General features: G+C 56.7%; 15 protein-coding genes and 1 tRNA gene. 11 read left to right on the top strand and 5 right to left on the bottom strand.

Annotated elements, in window-relative coordinates; all coding sequences use genetic code 11:
• Window positions 1-5: 5 nt before the first annotated feature.
• A complete protein-coding gene (locus AArcSt11_RS02510; protein WP_250594296.1) occupies window positions 6-4,277 on the bottom strand; it encodes a ribonucleotide reductase barrel domain-containing protein in 4,272 nt (1,423 codons plus the stop codon).
• 395 nt (window positions 4,278-4,672) lie between these two features.
• Here AArcSt11_RS02510 and AArcSt11_RS02505 point away from each other — a divergent pair, with 395 nt between their 5' ends.
• Window positions 4,673-4,879: a DUF8029 family protein gene (locus AArcSt11_RS02505; protein WP_250594294.1), complete on the top strand. Its 207-nt coding sequence runs from the start codon at window positions 4,673-4,675 to the stop codon at window positions 4,877-4,879.
• Here the strand turns inward: AArcSt11_RS02505 and trpG are convergent.
• Genes trpG through trpD form a run of 4 tightly spaced genes read right to left on the bottom strand, consistent with a single transcriptional unit; the run spans window position 4,876 to window position 8,763 of the window.
• Window positions 4,876-5,499, bottom strand: coding sequence for an anthranilate synthase component II (gene trpG / locus AArcSt11_RS02500; RefSeq protein WP_250594293.1), 624 nt, complete (start codon window positions 5,497-5,499; stop codon window positions 4,876-4,878). The genes AArcSt11_RS02505 and trpG overlap by 4 nt on opposite strands.
• Window positions 5,496-7,106, bottom strand: a complete 1,611-nt coding sequence (gene trpE, locus AArcSt11_RS02495; RefSeq protein WP_250594291.1) for an anthranilate synthase component I — start codon at window positions 7,104-7,106, stop codon at window positions 5,496-5,498. The genes trpG and trpE overlap by 4 nt, the downstream gene beginning before the upstream one ends.
• Window positions 7,103-7,768, bottom strand: a complete 666-nt coding sequence (locus AArcSt11_RS02490) for a phosphoribosylanthranilate isomerase (RefSeq protein ID WP_250594289.1) — start codon at window positions 7,766-7,768, stop codon at window positions 7,103-7,105. The genes trpE and AArcSt11_RS02490 overlap by 4 nt, the downstream gene beginning before the upstream one ends.
• On the bottom strand, window positions 7,765-8,763 hold the full coding sequence (trpD, locus tag AArcSt11_RS02485) for an anthranilate phosphoribosyltransferase (protein WP_250594287.1): 999 nt from the start codon (window positions 8,761-8,763) through the stop codon (window positions 7,765-7,767). Before trpD ends, AArcSt11_RS02490 begins: the two co-directional genes overlap by 4 nt.
• 166 nt (window positions 8,764-8,929) lie before the next feature.
• Between trpD and AArcSt11_RS02480 the strand changes: the two genes are divergently transcribed.
• The 10 genes from AArcSt11_RS02480 to AArcSt11_RS02435 all read left to right on the top strand — a co-directional run bounded on the left by AArcSt11_RS02480 (window position 8,930) and on the right by AArcSt11_RS02435 (window position 19,257).
• Window positions 8,930-9,004: transfer RNA gene (locus tag AArcSt11_RS02480), tRNA-Val, on the top strand.
• A gap of 113 nt (window positions 9,005-9,117) precedes the next feature.
• A complete protein-coding gene (locus AArcSt11_RS02475; protein ID WP_250594285.1) occupies window positions 9,118-9,459 on the top strand; it encodes a hypothetical protein in 342 nt (113 codons plus the stop codon).
• 47 nt (window positions 9,460-9,506) lie between these two features.
• Window positions 9,507-11,357, top strand: coding sequence for a DUF8148 domain-containing protein (locus AArcSt11_RS02470; protein ID WP_250594283.1), 1,851 nt, complete (start codon window positions 9,507-9,509; stop codon window positions 11,355-11,357).
• Between the two features lie 234 nt (window positions 11,358-11,591).
• Window positions 11,592-13,619: an ATP-binding protein gene (locus tag AArcSt11_RS02465; RefSeq protein ID WP_250594281.1), complete on the top strand. Its 2,028-nt coding sequence runs from the start codon at window positions 11,592-11,594 to the stop codon at window positions 13,617-13,619.
• Between the two features lie 2 nt (window positions 13,620-13,621).
• Window positions 13,622-14,986 (top strand): DNA double-strand break repair nuclease NurA, encoded by a 1,365-nt coding sequence (locus AArcSt11_RS02460; RefSeq protein WP_250594279.1) that lies wholly within the window; start codon window positions 13,622-13,624, stop codon window positions 14,984-14,986.
• Window positions 14,987-15,071: 85 nt separating this feature from the next.
• A complete protein-coding gene (locus tag AArcSt11_RS02455; protein ID WP_250594278.1) occupies window positions 15,072-16,367 on the top strand; it encodes a DNA methyltransferase in 1,296 nt (431 codons plus the stop codon).
• Between the two features lie 211 nt (window positions 16,368-16,578).
• Window positions 16,579-16,938 (top strand): polysaccharide deacetylase family protein, encoded by a 360-nt coding sequence (locus AArcSt11_RS02450; protein WP_250594276.1) that lies wholly within the window; start codon window positions 16,579-16,581, stop codon window positions 16,936-16,938.
• Between the two features lie 6 nt (window positions 16,939-16,944).
• Window positions 16,945-17,346 (top strand): DUF8023 family protein, encoded by a 402-nt coding sequence (locus AArcSt11_RS02445; protein WP_250594274.1) that lies wholly within the window; start codon window positions 16,945-16,947, stop codon window positions 17,344-17,346.
• A 1-nt stretch (window position 17,347) separates the two neighbouring features.
• Complete coding sequence (locus AArcSt11_RS02440) at window positions 17,348-17,500, top strand: hypothetical protein (RefSeq protein ID WP_250594272.1); 153 nt, start codon at window positions 17,348-17,350, stop codon at window positions 17,498-17,500.
• Entirely contained in the window at window positions 17,497-19,257 is a 1,761-nt protein-coding gene (locus AArcSt11_RS02435) for an Env/VP5 family phage fusion protein (protein WP_250594270.1), read from the top strand. The genes AArcSt11_RS02440 and AArcSt11_RS02435 overlap by 4 nt, the downstream gene beginning before the upstream one ends.
• Window positions 19,258-19,264: the final 7 nt, after the last annotated feature.

The raw sequence follows: 19,264 nt of genomic DNA, 5'->3' as shown, positions 1-19,264 counted from the left end.
CTACGTCAGCACTCCGACCAGCCACACGACTCGCAGGTCTTGCAGCCTTCGGAGTAGTACAGCGACAGCGAGCCACACTCGGGACACTCGGGGCTCTCGCCCGCGTCGATCAGGTCCTGTGAGGCGTCGGACTGCTCGGCTTCGGGGCCGTCAGGTGCTTCTGCCGGGGCGTCGGGCGTCCCGACATCGACCTCGGAGCGGCTCTCCGCGCTGACGCCGCCGTCGGTTTCGGGAGCCTCGTCTTCGAGTTCGGTGAGACTCTGCTGCTGTGGGTAGGCCTTCTCGATCTCGCCGTCGAGATACCGGCGCATCGCGGTGCCGATGGCGTCCGGGATCGACTGGATCTGTTCGCCCTTGTCCCAGGCGACTTTCGGCGAGCGGATCCCCTGCAGTTCGTCGGCGATCTCTTCGGGATCGACGCCCGAACGGAGTGCCGTCGAGATGGTCTTTGCCAGCGCCTCGGTGAAGGAGGCGGTGAAGCCACCGGAGTTGCCGATGTTGGCAAAGAGCTCGAACGGTCGCTCGGCCTCGGGATCCTCGTTGATGTTGACGTAGAGCTTCCCGTAGCCGGTGTCGATGCGCTGGGTGACGCCGTGGAGCACGTCCGGCCGGGCGCGCTTGCTGGCGTACTCGGCATCGAGATCTTCGCCGTCCGCAACGGAGAGTAGCTCTTCGACCTGCTGGTCGAGCGCGGCCTGTACGTCCTCGTTCTCGAGGAACCCTTCGAGGCCGCCGAAGACCTCCTCGATCTGTTCGACCAGCGCCGCTGCGGCCTCCTGCTCGTCGGCGAACTCGGTGTTCTGGGCACGCGTGGTCAGCACCTGCTTCGAGCGGGTGCCGTCACGGTAGTAGGTGACGCCTTTCCCGCCGTGGTCGTAGACCCACTCGAACACGTCCTTGGCGTCGTCGACCGTCGAGTCGTTGGGCGCGTTGACCGTCTTCGAGATGGCAGAGTCGACGCCTTTCTGGCAGGCACACTGGATCGCAGCGTGCTGTTTGGCGCTGAGATCGCCCGTCGTGACGAACAGCTCGCCGATGGCGTCCGGGACGGTCGTCAGGCCGTCCACGCCGTCGAACTCGTTGGCGGCCATCTGTTCCTGTGCCTCCTCTTTCACCGCGTCGACATCGATATCGTTGTCCTCCAGCGTGCGGAGGAAGTAGTCGTCGAACTCGACGAGCATCTCGTCGCCCTGAACGTCGCCGGAGACGTTCTTGTAGAAGGCGACGTTGTAGATCGGCTCACAGCCACCAGTCGTGTTGCCGATCATCGAGGTCGTACCGGTCGGCGCGATGGTCGTCGTGTTGTGGTTACGCATCGGGTAGCCGTCTTCCCAGTCGTCTGCGTCCTCGCCGGTCTGGCGCTCGAACCACTCGCGGTACTCGGTCGGGTTGGCGTACTTCGAGTCCTCCCAGTCGGCGAAGGGACCGCGGTCCTCGGCGAGCTCCCGAGAGGCCGCTTTCGAGCCGTGGTTGATGTGGGTCATCAGCTGGCTGGCGACCTCGTTGGACTCCTCGCTACCGTAGGCGATACCGAGCTGAATATACAGCTGGGCCAGTCCCATGATCCCCAGCCCGATCTTGCGCATCTCTCGGACCTTCTGTTCGATCTTCTCGACCGGGAAATCCGACATCGTGACGACGTTTTCGAGGAAGCGTGTCCCGTACTCGACGCGGTGGTCAAGTTCCTCGAAATCGATCGCCTCCTCAAGGAAGGCGTTGATCGCCGCCTCCTGACTCTCGTACTCGTCGCCGTGTTCCTCGGACCAGATACGCCAGTCCGGGGCGTCCTCGTCGGCGAGCGTCGAGAGGTTGATGTGGCCGAGGTTACAGGCCTCGTACTCTTCGAGCGGCTGCTCACCGCAGTTGTGAACGACGAGACCGTTAGCAATGAACGAGCTCGTGTCAGGTTCGGTCAGGTCGTAGACCGCTTCGTGGCCATCATGCTCGACCGATTCGACGGTCGCGTCGAACGACTCGCTGTACGGACCACGGTCGTATGCATCGATCCGTTCGTCGAGTGCTTCGTTCTTCGAGTCAAGCATGAAGCCGATCTCCTCGCGGAACCGAAGGAGATCGTCCTTCGAGATCAGGAGATCGTGATCGGCCTGACGCTCGTATTCTGCCGTGCCACCGTTTCCATCCGGCATCTCCTGAAGCCCCGCTTCGTGACGCTCCTCGTAGATTTTACTGAAGATGCCGAAGTTAAGTAGTAGGCGCTGTACGTCTTTGAGCAGGTCCGTATCGGTGCTCGTCAGTCGCACCGAGACGCCTTTTTCGACGTTGCCCTGTACACCGCCGTCGGCGGTAAACAGCGCACGAAGGAATTCCCGCGCCATCTCTTCGCTACCGCGCATGACCGCGTCGGGAACCTGTAACTTGTTCTCCGTGAGCCCGGCCTGTTCGGCGAACTCGTAGAGCCGGGTCGATCGGATCCGCTGCTCGATCGCCTGCGGCCCGCGATAGTCATCGTCTCGCGAAATCTCGTTGACGCCGATCTCGTAATCCGCGTTACCGGTCGGCTCACGTACGACAGTATTAGCGTCGTCTGCGAACTGTCCGGAGATCTCGGAGTCTTCGTCGTAGAAGTTGAGAACGGCGCGCTCTTCGCCGTGTTTGAGGTGGCCATCTCCGACGAGCCATCCAAGTACGCGACCTTCCTCCGCGCTACCGTGCTGTCCGAATTCACCCTTGCGGTTCTGGACGTTGATGGTATCACCTGCATCGAGGTCCTGAGCTTCGACCCAGCCATCAGCCGTCATTACCCGGTGGTCTGCGGTTAGACGTAGCTCGTATCCTTCCTCAGTTGTCAGCTTGTAAATGTCTTTTTCGCCGGTTTTGTAGACACTGGACGCTTCTTTTATGCGGTCCTCGCTGAGTCGCCCATCGACGACGACATCCCGCGCAACACCTTGCTCATACAGTTCTTCGGCCGGAACGAGCCCGTTTTCGGTGCTGATCAGCGTCTCTCCCGTAACGCACGGGTTCGTCGCGAGGATCTGATGGTCGGGATGTTCTTCGACGTCGAACGAGTGGCGTTTGTTCACCCGTTCGAGGTAGATGACGCCCGGTTCGCCGTTCTCGTGGGCACCCTGGATGATCCGCTCCCAGAGCGCCTCGGCGGGGATCGAGAGTACCTCGCCGACCTCGACGTGCTCGCCGAGATCGAACATGTCGTAGAGCTCCTTGGTTTCGGGCGTCGCGATATGGGGCTCCTCGGTGCGTGGGTTGGTGAAGGTGAACTCCTCACCGCTCTGGAGCGCGTCCATGAAGTCGTCGGTGATGCCGACGGAGATGTTGAAGTTAGAGAGGTGTCCCTCGACGGCGTTGCGAAGGTGTTTGGGAACTTTCCCTTCGTCGTCGATCAGTTCACGGGCCTCTTCGAGCGCGTCGGCAAAGGAGTTGTGCGTGAAGTCGTCGGGGTCGTTCAGTCGCAGCGTCTCGGCCAGCGAGACGTCCTTGTTCTTCGAGTGGATGAACTGGATAACATCGGGGTGGGAGACGCGCATGACGCCCATCTGTGCGCCACGACGCGCACCCCCCTGTGCGATCGTTTCGCACATCTGGTCGTACGTGCGCATGAATGTGATCGGTCCCGATGCGATACCACCGGTCGAGCCGACCGGATCGCCGTACGGGCGAAGCTTCCAGAAGGCATAGCCCATGCCGCCGCCGCTCTGGAACACCTGTGCGGCCTCCTTTGCGGTCTGGTGAATGTCGTCGATGTCGTCGCCGGGCGAGTCGACGAAACACGCCGAGAGCTGCTGGAGCTCGTCGCCCGCGTTCATCAGCGTCGGCGAGTTCGGCATGAAGTCCAGATACTCCATCATCTCGACGAACTCGTCGGCGACGCCCTCGACGTGCTCGCGCACCTCGGCGGGGAGTTCGGGAACGATCGTCTCGTAGGCGAACTTGTTGACGTTGTACACCGAAAGCGTCGTCTCGGCGTCGTCTTCGGCGGTCGTCCCTTTGCCGAATACTTCCGCTGCTAGCTCGTCGCGGCGCGGATGACCGGGTTTGAGCTGGTCGGGCGTAACGGTGATCTCCGTGCCCTGTTTCTCGGCCTCGAACACCGCCTCGGCCAGCGCGACGTTCTCGCCGACGCGCTCGAAGAGCTCTTCGGGCGTCTCGACGAGTTCGCCATCGGCGTCCTTGCGCAGGTAGCGAGCCGGGAGAATATTGTTATAGGCGTTCCCGGTGAGTCGATCCTCAAGCGAATCTCCGACCGTCCGCTTGATCGGCAAGGAGAGGTCGTCCGCTGAGAGCTCCGCGTCGCTCATGCGGCGCTCACCACGGTCGAATAACGATACTGTCCGGCAATTTTGTAGTTTGTGTGCGTCATAGTTCGGGGTAATCGGTGACGGACCATTGGTACTGATTCCATCCTCATAAAACGACTGAATTGGGTTGTGTTTGCACTAAAACAACTCTGATTTCATAGATACGTCTGTTTTATGTCAACGTGCGAACTGTTCCCCCTCATAGTCGCTGGCCCGAGTTCGTACGTACACTAACGGTCGGGCGTATTAATACTAGGTCATTCGCGGAGTGAAAGTGATCCTATCGTCGCCGATCACGGAGCCCTCTTTGGGTTTCACTTTCGACGATTGGCTGACATGGTACGTGCCAGTTGCCGCCCACAAAGGTTATCATGCAGGCCTGATAGGTACCCTGCATGCTCAGTGCGATCTCCCCTGCCGCAGTACCACTGGTCGTCGACGCAATGCCCTCGGACCCGCTCGCACAGGCGCTGGTGGGCATCGTGCTTCTCGCACTCGTGACGATCGTCGGCCGATTTCTGCTCAGCCTCGCCTGGAAACTCCTCACCATTGCTGCGGTCGGCGTCGCCATCCTCTACGGACTGACGCTCGTCGGTATCTAGAGGCCGTCGAGGAAGTTCTCGATCAGATCGTGACCGACCCCGGTCAGGACGCTTTCGGGATGGAACTGGACGCATTCGATCGGGTACTCGCGGTGTCTGATTCCCATCACTAGCTCTTCGCCAGCGTGCTCTGCACTTGCCGTCACCTCGAAACAGTCCGGCACCTCCGTTGCGACCAGCGAGTGGTACCGACCGCCCCGAAAGCCCTGGTCGAGCCCGTCAAAGACGCCCGAGCCGTCGTGCTCGATCGACGAGGCCTTTCCGTGAATCGGTGAGGGCGCACGGCCGACCGTCCCGCCGTACTCGTAGACCGCCGCTTCGAGACCGAGACAGACGCCGAGCGTCGGCATCTCCGGGCTGATTTCCCGGAGCACGTCCATCGTGACCCCGACATCCCGATCGTGTTTCGGATGGCCCGGCCCCGGACTGATGATGATGGCATCCGGTTGCTCGGCACGCACGTCATTTAGCGACGCGGTATTCCGCAGGACCGCGGTATCCGCGTACTCGCTGACGTACTCGACGAGATTGTACGTAAAGGAGTCGAAGTTATCGATGAAGAGAACCGTCGGTCGGTCCCCGGTGTCGGTCGTCGTGGGCGATTCCGCGGTACCGCTCATCGGCTCACCTCCGACGCCGGGGTGGGTGTCTCGATCTCCTCGATCGCTGCCAGAACGCCACCCATTTTCTTCTCGGTCTCCTCGTACTCCGCTTCCGGCTGGCTGTCGGCGACCAGTCCCGCCCCCGCCTGTACAGTGATCCGATCCTCCTCGCCGTGTTCGATCGTCGCGGTCCGGATGACGATCGCCATGTCGGCGTCGCCGGTCCACGAGAAGTAGCCGACGCCGCCGCCGTAGATCCCCCGCGGTTCGCGTTCGAGATCGTCGATGATCTCCATCGCGCGGATCTTCGGCGCGCCCGAGAGCGTTCCGGCAGGAAACGAGGCACGAGTGGCGTCGAAGGCATCTGCATCGGCCGCAAGCGTTCCCGTGACCGTACTCTCGATGTGCTGGACGTGGGAGTACTTGAGGACGTTCATAAACTCGTCGACCCGAACCGATCCGGGTTCACTCACCCGCCGCACGTCGTTGCGCGCGAGGTCGACGAGCATCGTGTGTTCGGCCCGTTCCTTGTCGTCGGCGAGCATCTCGCCCGCCAGTCGGCGGTCCTCGACCGGGCTCTCGCCACGGTCGCAGGTCCCTGCGATCGGGTTCGACGTCACCGTCTCACCCTCGACCGAAACGAGCGTTTCGGGGCTCGCACCGACGATGGTCAGATCGTCGTAGCCGAGCAGGTACATGTACGGCGAGGGGTTGATCTCGCGCAGAGCGCGATAGAACCCGAGCGGGTCAACGTCGCCGTAGAGCTCGCGTTTTCGAGAGACGACGGCCTGATAGACGTCACCATCGAGGACGTGTTCTTTGGCCGCGCGTACCGCGTCCTCGTACTCGTCTTGCGGTCCGGCGACCTCGCGATCACGAACGAACGGTCCACAGTCGGGCTCGCTCGCGTCGGCGAGCAGTTCCTCGACACGTTCGGCCTCCGCCACGAGGTCGTCGTAGATCGCGTCGGGGTCGTCGCCCTCGCGTACGACCGGCGTGAAAACGAGCGAGAGCGACTCTGCGACCTCATCGAAGATCAGCGTCTTCGTGTTCAGGACGAACTGGGCATCCGGAAACCGCGAATCGGGACGCTCGATCCCAACGTCGTCGAGCCAGAGATCGTAGACCGCGTCGTACGCGAGAAATCCGACCAGCCCACCATCGAGCTGGCGGCGGTCGCCGTTCTCGAACCCCGTGAGGGCGGCGTCGGGCAGGGCCGAGCGGAGCGTGTCAGTAGCATCCTCGCCTGCAGGGTCGATCAGGTCTGCGTAGCGGTCATCGCCGAGGACCTCGACCGTGGTCTCGTCGGGGTCCACGGTCACGACTGCCGCCGGGTCGTAGCCCACGAAGGAGTAGCGTGCGTGTCGGTCCGCGGTCGCAGATGCCGGGCGGAACGCGCCATCAGGATCGCTTGACGCCGTCTTCTGGGCACTCTCCAGCAAGAACGCGTAATCGGCAGACGGGACGTCGGTCGTCCGACCCGTCAGCGCCGCATACGCCGACAGGGGCGAGACATCGACGTCGAGATCGACCGCCGTGCGCACGACGACCGCGTCCGTTTCGTCGTCAGCGGCGTCGGCGACGTGCTGGCTGAACTCTTCTCGGGTGGGCGTGAGTTTGGTCATGCTATCGTTGCCTCGCTGGTCGCGTTCGCATTGGCGACAAAACGCGCTACTGCATCGGCGTCCTTCCGCAAGCCCTCCGCATCGGGGTGCTCGCGCTCGACGCCGCTCGCAACGTCGACGCCGTACGGGGCGACGGTCTCGACCGCTTCGCCGACGTTTTCGGGAGTGAGCCCACCGGCCAGGATCACCGGCACGTCGAGATCGGCGACGACTGTCGCGGTGCGCTCCCAGTCGTGGGTTTCACCGGTGCCGCCCCCGCCCTCGCCGTCGACGGAGTCAACGAGTAACGCGTCGACCGAATCGACGTATTCGGCGCAGCGCTCGGGCTCGTCGGCGTCGACCGCCTTGATCGTGGTCGCCAGGACCTGATCAGTCACTGCCGCAGCCTCCGCGGGCGACAGGTCGCCGTGGAGCTGGACGGTGTCCGGCTGAATCCGCCCGACGAGTTCGATTGCGCCCTCGGGCGTTTCGGGCATCGTCACGAGCACCGTCGAGGCAAACGGCGGGACGGAAGCGACGAGTTCGGCGGCACGGTCGACGGTCAGCTCCCGGGGGGTATCGACCGGCACGTCGACGATGAAGCCGAGCGCGTCAGCACCAGCGTCGACCACCGTCTCGACGTCTCGCTCGCTCGTCAGCCCGCAGATCTTGACCCGCGTCATACGCCCGTCCGTAGCTGTTCGAGTTTGTCGGCCGCCGCGCCAGACTCGATCGCTTCGCGGGCGGCGTTGACACCGGCTTCGAGCGAGTCGGCCTCGCCTGCGATGTAGACCGCCGCGCCCGCATTCGCGAGGATGATGTCGCGTTTCGCGCCCTCGACGTCGCCCTCGACGATCCCGCGCATGTCGGCGGCGTTCTCGCTCGGCGTCCCGCCCGAGACGGCGTCAATCGGGTGAACGTCCAGCCCGAGATCGGCGGGCGTCAGGGTGTACTCCGTACTCTCGTCGCCGGAAACCTCCGCAACGGTCGTCTCGTCGTGAACCGTGATCTCGTCCATGCCCGCGCCGTGGACGACGAGCGCGCGCTCGACGTCCATCTGCGCAAGCGCCCGGGCCAGCACTGGCACGAGCTCGGGATCGTAGACGCCGACAATCTGTGCGTCCGCCCCCGCCGGATTCGTCAGCGGCCCGAGCACGTTGAACACCGTTCGCATCCCGAGTTCCTTGCGCGGGCCGATCACGGCCTTCATCGCCGGGTGGAACACCGGCGCGAGCATGAAGCCGATCCCGTCGGTCTCGATGGCCCCCTCGACCGCCGAGGGCTCGGCCTCGACGTCGACGCCGACCTCCTCCAGGACGTCCGCACTGCCCGAGTTCGACGACACCGAGTAGTTGCCGTGCTTGGCAACGGGGACGCCCGCCCCGCTGGCGACGATCGCGCTCGTCGTCGAGACGTTGATCGTATCGTAGTCGTCCCCGCCCGTGCCGCAGGTGTCGACCAGCGGCGTCCGATCGGGCGTGATCGTCCGTGCAGCATCGCGCATTCCCTCGGCAAAGCCCGCGATCTCGGTCTCGGTCTCGCCTTTCGCCCGAAGCGCGGTCAGCAGCGCCCCGATCTGTGCCTCCGTGGCGTCCTCGAACACGGCGCTTGCGGCCTGCCGTGCCTCGTTCTGTGTCAGGTCCTCGCCCTCGGTCACGCGTTCGATATACTCTTGCATTAGAGACCACCAATGAACTGTTTAGTCTTACAATGTACAAATTCGTACACTGACTTAAGCGTGTCGCACGACTTGCGTGTGGGGAACCCGCAACCGGCGGCCGAATCCGAAACCTTCAATTGTATCCCCGGGATATCTGTGAGTGCAGAAAGAAGCGCACCAGACCGGGTTTGTGGTCTAGTCTGGTTATGACACCTCCTTGACATGGAGGAGGCCGGCAGTTCAAATCTGCCCAAACCCACTGAATATAAAAGTAAAGCGGCGTTTTTCGCCGCTTTTCTTCCCGCTGTTCCAAACTCCTCAGAGACGGGTCACTGTTCGTGGTTCGATACTTCTTCCTCGTGAGGTGGTCCTGTGACCGGGACGCCCACGTACGGCGTTCCCGGCTACTGCGCGGAGTGCGAAGAGTACAGCGAGGAACTCGTTCGTACTCACGCGGGCGAGCGCGCGCTCTGTCGCTCCTGCTACGACGAGAGTGACGCAACACCGATCGCGTACGATGACCTCCGCGCGTATCAGTGCGGATGCCGTCGATACGAGATCGCGGTCATTGGCTCGCTCGAAGAGCAGATCGATCTCTGCTCCGGTTGTGTTCGAGCGGCCAAGCAAGCCGCGCTCATCGATCTCCGCGCACCCACCGATCCCGACGAGTTCACAGCTCGAACCTCGCGGTGCTACGAGGACCTCGAAAGCTGATGTCGACGGCCTCGATCGACACCTCAAGATGTAACACATCCACCTTGGTGGACTACCTGTCCGATCGAGGACTCACAGCCTACGGCCAGACCTCCGACTCCGACGAACTGACTGACCGCAACCGCGATCGCGTTCGACTCCTCAAGTTTCTCGCTCAACACCCAGAGGGCTACCTGCTCACCAGCATGACGCATCTGGTGCTGAAAGGCAACAGAGCGAACACTCACACAGAACCCGAGTTCCTCAGCCCATCCGCCGAGCAGCGGTACGACGCCGCGATGAATCGCATTTACGACGAAAGCGGCTGGACCGCGCTCGATGGCTCCGACGACGACTACCAGTTCACCCTCCGCTTTTTCGAAGAACTCGCTCAAGACCACGATCTCGTCCGCTTAGAGGACTCCAACGCCGGACGGGTCGCGCATCCCACACTTGAGTTACTTGACTTGATTTCAGAAGGCATTACTGAAACAGACACAGAATCGAACGAACTCGTCTACGATCGAGAATACTGCCAGAACCTCCTCAAATCCACTACTTCGGGACTCAAACAGCTATCCGACTCCCAGAAGGAACTCTTTGCGAACAGCTTGCGTCGTTACATCCAACGAACTAACGATTACAGACTCGTCTTCGACGTTCACTTTTCAGGAAGACGAACCGGCCAGGACAAACGCCGGATGACGAAACGTTTCAATACCCGATTCACCTCCGAAGGTCGCGTCAACAAAGCCTTCGCGCGCTTGCAGTCCTCCCTCGAATGGGGCTACGAACACGGTGACAACGGTGTTTTCTGTACTCTCACCACCGATCCGAAACAGCACGACTCGCTCTGGAGTGCGATTCAGGATATCAACGAGAATTTCCACAGACTCACGCAGTTCCTCAAGTCTGATCCGTCGACGGTGAAAGACACTCGGCGCGAGGGCGTGCCCTCCTGGAGCTCGGCACTCGACTCCTCGAACTTCCACTTCGGTCAGGAGGGAGCCGTGTCGGGACGACCTCGGCAACGACTGGAATATGTGAAGGTCTTGGAGTTCACCAGCGCGGGCTATCCCCACCTACACGTCCTGTTTTTCAACGTCCCGACGCGCGACACCGACGGAATGCCGTGGCTGATCGACAAGAACGAACTCTCCGAATACTGGGACCGCTACGGCCAGGGGAAGATCGTTGATCTCTATCCCCTCACCTACCGCGACGACCTCGACGAACTGCCCGACGCGCAGTTCAACTCCGACGAAGGCTTCGTCAGCTGGTACAGGTACGGCGATCACGAGCATTCCGAAGAGTGGATCGAGGACAAAGCGCGCTGGCACAAGAAGGACGGGTTGATCAACATGGACGGCTCCGACGAAGTTGCCTATCAAAAAACGGCTGGCAGCTACATCGGCAAGTACATTTCCGAAACCTACGCCGCCCTGCTCGATAGTACAGACTCACTCGAAAACGGCGACCATGAACTCGACGACGACGGGAAGGCAGCGTTCTGGAAGCTGGCGATGTACTGGTGTACCCAGCGGCGATTTTGGTCGATCTCGAAGACTATCGAGGAAGACATTGCTCTCGACGATCAGCAGTCAGACGAAGTTCGTCGAGCTGTTCACGAAGCTACGAAAAGCTCAGTCCTGTACCATGCTGATCTCGCTCACGAGTCTCATGCTTGCTATCCCGAGATCGATATCGACAGTAATCGGGCTCAGTCAACGCTTCATGACCTGATTCGTGGGACGCTTGTCGATGTTGAGTTTCTTGGAACCTACGCGTATTGGGATATGCCCGCACCCAATAACACGGTGAACATTCAGGTTCTCGAAGAGCTAGCACATGATGATTGTTCATCAATCTCGTACCGTTCAACCGGTGACCGACCCCCACCCGTAGAAGCGGTATGGTGAGTTTCATGGAGCTTGATGTATCGAGTCCCATCTACAGCCCACAGTACTGGGGTACTACAGTAGTTGGGTGTGAGTTCAATTTGACATTTTGACCTTCACATCGATAAATATCCAACAACGGGTATCTGATTCACTTGTCGAGAATATTCTTTAGTTATTGTATTCTATTTTTACTAAGGTGTGACCAAGTTTATTACCAAGGCCTCATACCGTATTGACATGACTCCTGATTTGATGGACGAGATGGCCCTCGATGATCAAGCCATCCGGCCAATAATTGAAGGTTCGGACCTTGTAGGCGGCATTTATTATATGAATTATGACGAAGGCGTCATCGTCAGTAACGACAAATGGAAAGACGATGCTGGTGGAATACCTCGCCATTGTTACCTCCTCGCCACGGCGACAGACTGGGAAAACCCAGATGAATTCGAGGAGGAAGACGCATACGCTGTACTCCTTCGTGCCACAGGCCCGGAAAAACTTCCGGCAGAGGACGATCTTATGAAAGTTCGTGAGGAGGCGATGCGCAGAAAAATAACGAACGACACGGGAGTTGACACAAGGAATGTACCGGGTTCGAGCGAGGAAATCATGGATGTTCTCACAAAGAACGAAATCCAGTTCTCCGGGATCAACGCAAAAATACTGGGAACGATATATGAAACCGACGACGGTGTCCAGTTTGGCAGTGACGTTGAAACGTTCTATTCTTCGGCACGGTACAAGGTATATAAACCAAGGCCAGAAGCACTCTCAAAAATCTTCCAACTGATTCAACTCGATCAGAGTGAATCAGACGACTCCGTAATTCGGCTTGGGAGGGTGCGTTATACCTCCACTGAGCGAAACTCGGAGCTCTATGATGCCACCGTACCTCTTGATATCAACGACGTTGTCGGCAATAAGACAGCCCTGTTTGGGATGACCCGTACAGGAAAGTCGAACACGATGAAAGTGCTCGCAACAAATATTTTCGAGCACGCTGTTGAGACCGATCAAGAGATCGGGCAGCTCCTATTCGACCCAGCTGGGGAGTATGCAAATGTGAATACTCAGGACGACGAAACCGCTTTAGCAGATATTCATGATGATGTTGTAACCGTTTACAGCTGGGGTGGAGGAGGAGACGATGTCGAATCACTACAGATCGACTTCTTCGATTATCAACAAATCGATGAAGTATGGCAAACAATCAAACTTCATCTCACCCGAGACAGAGACTACGTTAATTCGTTCAAAGCAGCTAACCCTGTTGCTCCGGAACAACAGGATGATAACCGGGGAGAAGTCAATGAGGCGGTCAGATGTCAGTCTGCCCTGTATGCTTGTCTGATCCGAGCAGGATTCGAGACTCCAAATGGTTTCAGTACCCCGATACCGACGAATGTCAACGTCCGTAATGCGGTAAATGCGCATTTGGATGACAACGATCCAGACTTCGAAAACTCTGACTTCGGCCCATCAGGCTGGTCGTTTGTTGATGAGAACCGGCTTGAGGAATTCTGGGATATCGTCGCGAACAACCGCGAGGACATCAACAACGCCGATGAAGACTGGATCACCAACGATGTTGAGGCAATGTTAACGATGTTTAACCAAGAGGCCGGTAATGGTTATCAAATATTGGAAGAGCTACGGCGATATCACGATCCGGGTACACAGGGCTACTATCCGGATATCATCTACGACAGTCTCGCTGATGGAGATATCGTGATTGTTGATCTAACCAGTGGGACAGATGAGATCAATCAGCGAATCTCCAAAACAATCGTCGAACGAGTCGTAGAGCGACAGGTGGACATGTTCACCAACGGTCAGGAACCGCACAATATTGAGGTCTATGTCGAAGAAGCACACCGCCTATTCGGCAGCGACTATCTTGACGATGCAGATGCTACCGACCCGTACGTCCGGCTAGCGAAAGAAGCTGCTAAGTACAATATTGGCCTGATCTATGCAACCCAAGAAGTCAGCGGTGTCGATGGGCGTGTGCTTGCGAACACAGCTAACTGGATTGTAACTCACCTCAACAATCGTAACGAAACCAAAGAACTCTCTAGATACTACAATTTTGAGGATTTTGAGCGGTTAACTCTCGAAGCTGAGGACGTAGGGTTTGCCCGCGTAAAAACCCTCTCTGGGCAGTTCATTGTTCCAACGCAAATAGACAAATTTGATCAAGACCTCATTACTCGAGCCGGTAACCGGTACGAACAGCGTTACGGAGACGGTGACAGCAGTCGGCAAGAAACCCTCTAAAAATGCCACAGAAACGAGGAGATATCTACGAAACCGCTCGTCGTCTAGGACACGTTCCCATCATTGAAAATGAACTCGTCCAGGAAGAACTAGAAAACTTCGAGACAAAAGAAGTTGACCCGGACGAAGCACCAATTGAAGAGAACTCCGTCGATGTTGAAGACTTGCCAAACGAAGGCGAAGAACCAGAATATCTCTTATCCATTGATGGTTCGCTCCAAGAAGTCCCCGTTAACGAAGAGTATCCGAGTAGTCGAATCGGATTTATACAGATTGCTGCGGTTCTCACGAAACTGGATATCCTCGTAGAACAACAACAACAACGGTTTGTAGATCCATCTCGAGTGGAAGACCTCGAGGAGAGTGTCTCCCAGCCAATCATTCTTCCAAGTAGCAATTATACAGCTGGAGACGCTGAGACAACTTTGGATAGTTGGCGACAACACCTTTATAATACGTTTCTGAGTCGTGAGATCGAGGGGAAAACGTACCTCGAAATATTTATGGATGTCATTCAGTCCGACCCACGTCATATCGACAGTAGGACTGTAGATGTTTACCGGTGCCCGAACCCGGACTGCCCAACAGAAGGGGCCGAAGCGCACATCCACACAGATATTTATGATTTCGGAATCTGCGAGGAATGCGGTATTGAAGTTTACCCAACTGATTCTCTTCGAACGCATGAGAATGTGAGTGAAACACAGGCAAATGGTGCTGCGATATCGGCGGTGATGCAGGTGCTTGAGCATTTGACACTCTGCGCATACCTGCGTTATTTGTCCGAAAGTAATCCAAGCAGATTATCTCGGGTCGGGTTCGTTATTGATGGTCCATTAGCAGTCTACGATACACCTGCTTGGTTCCATGAACCTGTACTTGATACGATTAAACGAGTTACTGATAAACAGCGTGCAAACGGTTATTCACCGCCAATTATCGTGGGTATCGAAAAGAGTGGTCAATTCAAAGATCATGCAGTGAATATCAAGGACAACATGCCTGCTGGGTCGGTATTGGGAATGGATAACGAGTACATCTATGAGTATGTTAAGTCCGGGACCACTCGGTTAGAATATGGAACACGAGACCACTATGGATGGCCATTCATCTACAAATCAGAATCTGAAAGGATGTTCGTGCTTGATCTTCCAAAACTTCCAGACGGGTCTGATAAGTATGACCCGACCAATTATCCTTTAATGCGGAAAACGCTTGAGGCGATAGACCGTGTTGAAACTTCCCTTTATGATGATGCTACTATTCCGATCACATTGGCACATCAGCAGGCATCTATCCCATTAAAAACCGGCTCACGGGTTCTAGAGTTGTTCTCTAGGGAATTTACTGAGGACAATTCATCGTAAATATAAAAATAGTATTTCAAATGGGTCCGAATGAATAATACTATGGGCATCGCGAGAAGCGTGTTGAACAAGAGAGTCTGAAGCCATGTCTAAATCATCAGAAGATAAAGAGTTATCCGAAGAAAACGTCGTAGCAGAAACTACTGAAGATCTCCAATCTACTTGGAAAGATGCACATAGAAATTGGGGTCACAGCCTTCACAGGCTAGCTCCCTATATTGGAGGGTTTCCCCCATCTCTTGCACACTATTTCATCCGACGTTTTAGTAAGAGTGGAGACACTGTTTTAGATCCCTTTTCTGGTGGCGGTACCACTCCACTTGAAGCTGCGCTTCAAAATCGGAATGGATACGCAAACGATGCCTTCTCTTACGCATATGTCCTTTCAAAGGCAAAGTGTAATCCTTTGAGCACGTCCGAGTTTGAACCATATCTTGATACCAAACTGGATGAAGCCCGCAAAGTGGACAATGAGGAAATGCGACTTCTTGACAATGATGACTTGAAAGTGTTTTATTCGGATCATACACTAGATCAAATTCTCCGTCTCCGAGAAGTTCTACACGAGGATGACAGCAGAAAGGCAACCTATCTAAATGGGATTATGTGTGGGATTCTGCACGGCCCCAGCAAAATGTATCTATCACTTCAGACAAAGGATACATACTCCGGAACTGCAAATTATGTACGCAAGTATGCTAAAAAGAATGATCTGCAACGGCCCGAACGGGATATCCGGCCAAAGGCACTCCGAAAACAAGAGTTGGCACACGAAGATACCGTACCAGCATCACTAGGTGAGCGAACTAAGATTACTCGTGGTGATTCGAGAAACCTTCTCAACTCATTTGAGAAAGAATCTGTTGATTTAATAGTCACTTCGCCGCCCTATATGCAGACGCTGGACTACACTTGGAATAATTGGATTCGACTCTGGTGGCTCAATGAGGACCGTAAATCAGAGCGTAATAAGCTCGATATTACCGAAGACACCGATAAATACCGGAGATTTATGCGAGAGTGTCTGCACTCGATGTATGACGTTTTGGCACCTGATAGCGTTGCAGTACTAATTGTTGGTGACGTTCAAAAGAACCTGGCTTCCGGCAAGCGGACACTCAATACTGCCGCGATTATTGCAGAAGAGGCCCGTAATAGAACAGATTTCGATGTTCATGGCATCATTAGCGATGCTTATGATCTAGATAGCCGAGCGTATGTAGTTTTCAATCGGTTAAAATACGATCATGAAGAGGACCGAAAAGAAAAAGATGCTATTGATCGATGTTTGATTTTGACAAAAGGAGACCCAGATATGCAATCAGACCCAGATATTGATTGGGAAACTGAGTCGTATACTGGTCTGGAGCAAAATCAATAATTTCTGTCGTGCTACTCTCTTCTCAGTTTCACGCTCGTTTTGTGAATCTATAAACATACGATCAGTCTAACCGTTGGAGCCTTCAACAAAGTCGTAGCTCGCACTTTCCCGTCAGATCTCTCGCTACTAAACTCCAATACCTTCGTTTTTACTTTCACCAAGCGAGGGGATACTCTAACCCCTATTTCTAGCATCTGATTCGAATGGAGCTATGGCAACTCAAGAAACCCCAGCGTTCGAAGATCTCGAACCTGTCGAACCGGAAAGCAACGAAGACGACTACGAAACCGAATGGATCGAACTCGATCGCGGCGAGAAGGTCGTGGGTGAAGTTCGCTCGGTGAACCCCAACTGCGGCGACTACAACACGACCGTCCTCGAGCTTGCCCGCGGCCTCGGTGACGTGGTCTCGATGTGGTCAAACGGCCAGATCGATCGCGTCTTCGAGGAGCAAGAACTCGGCGAAGGCGATGTCGTTGGCATCCTCCACACTGAGGAAACCCGCTCGTTCGTCGACGACGACGGTAACGAAGTCGAGTACGACAACTGGGAAGTGCGAGTTCTGGAGTAACCCACGATGGCACACAGCAACTCGTGGAATCCCGCGCACGCATTCGCCTCCGTGAACTGGATGGCAGGGGTCGCCCTCGCGCTGTTCACCTTCCTCAGTGCGGTACAGACCGGAGTCGCTGGCTGGCTGATCGACCTGATGTATCACAACCCGCTGATCCCGGTCACGCTCTCGCTGCTCGCGCTGATCGTGGTGTTCATGTCCTCGAACACGCGCGATCCCAGCGACTTCCATCCCTCAGAGGTCGGTGTCGTCCTCCTGGCGATACTACTCTGTCTCGCACACGGCTTCGTCGCACCGTTTCGTGACTTCGTAACCGATCCGGCATTGCAGCCGCACGGCGTTCCCATCGTTGGATTCGTCCTGCTGCTCGTGATGCTCGGAGCTGGCTTCATCGTGAGCAAGTAACATGACTGAAACAGACAACACACTCCTGCTCGGCTCGACCTCGATCGTCGGGGAGATCGAACCCGGATCGTTCGCTGATCGCTCTATCTGGATCTCGGTGGGTGCGCTCAGCGCGCTCACCGGGACGGCTCTCGCAGCCGGTGGTCTACTGTGACCGACGAGAGTGGTCCCTGCCTCACTCGTAGACGAGTTCTCCAGGGGACCGCCGCCGGAGCTGCGACAGTTGTAGGCGTAGGTTCGCAGCACGGCCCGACACAGGAAGCTAAAGCGATCCCTCCAGCTGTTGCTGCTGTCGGTGTCTACTCTGCCGGAAAGGTCGGCGTCGGTGCTGGCGTCTACCTCCGCGATAACGAGGTAGTGGGATCAAATCCACCACCCGAAGGGCTGACTCCCGAAGTTTTGAACAATAATTCGTATGAAACCCTCCGGAAGCGTCATAGCAACAACCAGAGTGATTTCATCGACAACAAAAACATCCTCGAAGGGATCAGCCATCCCGCCTATGCCGAGGGGAAGGTCGCGGCGATCGAGGCACTGAACGATCAAGAGTCACAGAACGATGTTTATGACGCGTCACTCCCTCCCGTCGACGACTACGAGACCACGGTTCTCTCGAACTTCTACAAGTCGTGGAACGAGACCTGTGATGAACTGGAGACAATCAGCCAGAGGTACAGTGATCATCCGGACGCCGGTATCCACGAGGTGATCGGTGGTACTTCGGGCGAGGTTCAGCAGATCGAAAAAGTTGAACCTGAACTCATTGAGCTTCCAGACGGGAGCGAAATGGAAGTAGATCGGTTGTGGGTCGAGTACCAGTCTCAAAGCGGCGATATGTCATATGGTGAATTTGAGTTCGGTTTTGATCATCACACAACCGATGGATGGGGATCGGGTAACGAACCTCCCCTCACGATCTCATACGAAGACAGCGAAGAATTTGACATTCTGGACATCGACGACTGGGAAGAGATCCGCGACCTGATCCATGACGAGTTCGCAGGTGTTCGAGCTGGACTCAATAACTGGGTCAGCGGTGTCTACGACGACGTACAGAGCGGAGACCTCGATACTGAGGAACTGCTCACTCCCAGAGAGTGGGCGGAAATCAGTGACGAAGAGGTTGATCAGGCGATCGCCGACCTGATGGCACTGAACGTCGCCGTCGATCTCGATCGAGAGGCAGAACTCTATCTGCATGAAGCTGACGCGACGATCTACGGGTCGCTCGGTGTGACCGGAAACACATCTGTCTCCGCTGGCGATACGATCGACCCAACGGCCACTGATCACACCTATTATATCAACTACGACATTTCGCAGGGTCGTGGAGAGTGGACCGGCTATCAGGACGGCCTTGATGGCGGGGTCCTGACCATCACTCAGGAACCGTTCGAGGACGTTCAATTCACGGTCCATACTGTCGCGGGGGAGACCGCTGAATTCGATCACTCCGAGCTCGCACACGACGAGGAGAACGGGGAGTGGACGATCGACCTCTCTCCCCAGCTCGATGACTCGATTACCGAGGTCGACCAGATCGAGTATCGGTCGAATCTCGACGAAACACAGTACGAGACAATCCGTCTCGAACAGACCTTCGATGTGGTGACCTTCGTCGACAGCGACGGAAACGAACACGACAGTGCACAGTTCGAGAGTTCGGAAGCCCACGACGACAGCAACTATATTGAGCAAGAGGAGTGGGAAGAGATGAAACAGCGCAACGACGAACTCATCGAGAAGTACAAAGAATCCCAGCAGAACCAAGCTGCTGGCATCTGGCCCGATCTCAATGTCAGCGGGTTCGAGGCACCTGGGCTCGTCGGCTCTGCCGCCGCTGGCATCGTCGCAGTCGTTCTCTTCCTCACGGCACTTGCCTCGGCGTACATCCGACTGATCACTCCGTAACAACACC

Origin of the sequence: Natranaeroarchaeum aerophilus, assembly GCF_023638055.1 — an archaeon.
Classification (GTDB): domain Archaea; phylum Halobacteriota; class Halobacteria; order Halobacteriales; family Natronoarchaeaceae; genus Natranaeroarchaeum; species Natranaeroarchaeum aerophilum.
The sequence above is the reverse complement of the archived record's forward strand: the minus strand, read 5'-3'. Positions and strand labels throughout refer to the sequence as shown.

What these genes read in the sequence shown, in the direction of transcription:
- AArcSt11_RS02510 (WP_250594296.1), bottom strand. Translation starts at nt 4,277, where the DNA reads ATGAGCGACGCGGAGCTCTCAGCGGACGACCTCTCCTTGCCGATCAAG.
- AArcSt11_RS02505 (WP_250594294.1), top strand. Translation starts at nt 4,673, where the DNA reads ATGCTCAGTGCGATCTCCCCTGCCGCAGTACCACTGGTCGTCGACGCA.
- trpG (WP_250594293.1), bottom strand. Translation starts at nt 5,499, where the DNA reads ATGAGCGGTACCGCGGAATCGCCCACGACGACCGACACCGGGGACCGA.
- trpE (WP_250594291.1), bottom strand. Translation starts at nt 7,106, where the DNA reads ATGACCAAACTCACGCCCACCCGAGAAGAGTTCAGCCAGCACGTCGCC.
- AArcSt11_RS02490 (WP_250594289.1), bottom strand. Translation starts at nt 7,768, where the DNA reads ATGACGCGGGTCAAGATCTGCGGGCTGACGAGCGAGCGAGACGTCGAG.
- trpD (WP_250594287.1), bottom strand. Translation starts at nt 8,763, where the DNA reads ATGCAAGAGTATATCGAACGCGTGACCGAGGGCGAGGACCTGACACAG.
- AArcSt11_RS02465 (WP_250594281.1), top strand. Translation starts at nt 11,592, where the DNA reads ATGGACGAGATGGCCCTCGATGATCAAGCCATCCGGCCAATAATTGAA.
- AArcSt11_RS02460 (WP_250594279.1), top strand. Translation starts at nt 13,622, where the DNA reads ATGCCACAGAAACGAGGAGATATCTACGAAACCGCTCGTCGTCTAGGA.
- AArcSt11_RS02455 (WP_250594278.1), top strand. Translation starts at nt 15,072, where the DNA reads ATGTCTAAATCATCAGAAGATAAAGAGTTATCCGAAGAAAACGTCGTA.
- AArcSt11_RS02450 (WP_250594276.1), top strand. Translation starts at nt 16,579, where the DNA reads ATGGCAACTCAAGAAACCCCAGCGTTCGAAGATCTCGAACCTGTCGAA.
- AArcSt11_RS02445 (WP_250594274.1), top strand. Translation starts at nt 16,945, where the DNA reads ATGGCACACAGCAACTCGTGGAATCCCGCGCACGCATTCGCCTCCGTG.
- AArcSt11_RS02440 (WP_250594272.1), top strand. Translation starts at nt 17,348, where the DNA reads ATGACTGAAACAGACAACACACTCCTGCTCGGCTCGACCTCGATCGTC.